Raw genomic sequence first — 1,780 nt, 5'->3', positions numbered from 1 at the left:
CCTGATAGAGCAGGGCGGCGGCCATGGCCAGCTCGGCCAGGCTGGCGGTGTGCGGCTGCAGGCTGGGATCGCCTGCGAAGTGTTCGGCGATAAAGGCGGTGGTGGCGTTGCCGGCGGCGAACTCCGGGTGCTTGAGCAGGTTGGCGAGAAAGCGCTGGTTGCCGTTCACCCCCAGCAGCACGCAGTTTTCCACGGCGCGCAGCAGCTTGCGCCGGGCTTCGTCGCGGGTTTCGCCGTAGGCGATGACCTTGGCCAGCATCGGGTCGTAGAAGGGCGTTACGGCCTGGCCTTCGACCAGGCCGTGATCGATGCGTACGCCGGCCAGCAGCTCGGGCTCCCAACGCAGCACCTGGCCGGTTTGCGGCAGGAAGCCGGCGGCCGAATCCTCGGCGTACAGACGCACCTCCATGGCGTGGCCGGTGAGGCGAATGTCATCCTGCTGCAGCGACAGGGGCTGACCCTCGGCCACGCGAATCTGCCAGGCCACCAGGTCCTGGCCGGTGATCAGCTCGGTGACCGGGTGTTCCACCTGCAGGCGGGTGTTCATCTCCAGGAAGAAGAATTCGCCGCTGGCGTCGAGGAGGAACTCCACGGTGCCGGCGCCGACGTAGTTGACCGAGGCCGCCGCCTTCACCGCCGCCTCGCCCATGGCGCGGCGCAGCTCGGGCGTCATCACCGGGCAGGGCGCTTCCTCGACCACCTTCTGGTGGCGACGCTGCACCGAGCAGTCGCGCTCGCCGAGGTAGAGGATATTGCCATGCTGGTCGCCGAAGACCTGGATCTCCACATGGCGCGGGCGGATCACCGCGCGCTCGAGGATCAGTTCGCCGGAGCCGAAGGCGTTCTGTGCCTCCGAGCGGGCGGTACGGATCTGCCCCAGCAGCTCGGCGGATTCCTGCACCAGGCGCATGCCACGGCCGCCGCCGCCGGCGCTGGCCTTGATCATCAGCGGGTAGCCGATGCGCTCGGCCTCGCGGGCCAGGGTTTTGTCGTCCTGGGCGGCGCCTTCGTAGCCGGGAATGCAGGGTACGCCGGCCTCCAGCATGGCGATCTTGGACAGGCGCTTGCTGCCCATCAGGTGGATGGCTTCCACGGTCGGGCCGATAAAGACGATTCCAGCTTCTTCACAAGCGCGGGCGAAGTCGGCGTTCTCGGAGAGGAAACCGTAGCCGGGGTGGATGGCGTCGGCGCCAGTCTTGCGCGCGGCCTCGATGATGGCGTCGATGCGCAGGTAGGACTGGCTGACCTGAGCCGGGCCGATGCACAGGGCTTCGTCGGCGACCTGCACATGGCGGGCGTCGGCATCGGCCTCGGAGTAGACCGCCACGGTGCGGTAGCCGAGCTCCATGGCGGTGCGCATCACCCGGCAGGCGATCTCGCCGCGGTTGGCGATCAGTATCTTGTTGAAGGCGGGCATCTTTGTGCTCCTGTGGGGCGATCCCCGGATTGCTGCCGGGCTGCGCTGTTCTTGCGTAGGGTGGATCGCGCTTTATCGATCCACCGTTTGGCGGGTCTGAATTGGTGGATGTGAAAAGCGACATCCACCCTAGGGTTTCACTCTGCCCACCTGGGCTTGCGTTTCTGCACGAAGGCCAGGGTGCCTTCGACGCCCTCGGCGCCGGTGACGGCCGCGGCGAACTGTTCGGCGGCGCGGTCGAGCAGCGGGCCGAGGGCCTCGCGCTCGCTGGCCAGCAGCAGAGCCTTGGTCTGGGCGTTGGCCTGGGGCGCGCACTGGCGGATCTGCGCCAGGGTCTCGTCCAGGCGCTGCTGCAGGGCGGCG

General features: G+C 68.1%; 1 protein-coding gene and 1 pseudogene. Both read right to left on the bottom strand.

The genetic code is table 11. The annotated features are described in order from the left end of the window. Nucleotides 1-1,417, bottom strand: a 1,417-nt coding sequence (locus N878_RS19495; protein WP_021445237.1) for an acetyl/propionyl/methylcrotonyl-CoA carboxylase subunit alpha, incomplete at its 3' end; no start/stop codon positions are given. A 137-nt stretch (nucleotides 1,418-1,554) separates the two neighbouring features. Beyond that, a pseudogene (locus tag N878_RS19490) lies at nucleotides 1,555-1,780 on the bottom strand (enoyl-CoA hydratase/isomerase family protein); the annotation flags it as partial.

The sequence above is a fragment of the Pseudomonas sp. EGD-AK9 genome, from assembly GCF_000465935.2.
Lineage (GTDB): Bacteria > Pseudomonadota > Gammaproteobacteria > Pseudomonadales > Pseudomonadaceae > Aquipseudomonas.
Note: the sequence above shows the minus strand (reverse complement) of the source record. Positions and strands in the feature narration are given on the sequence as shown.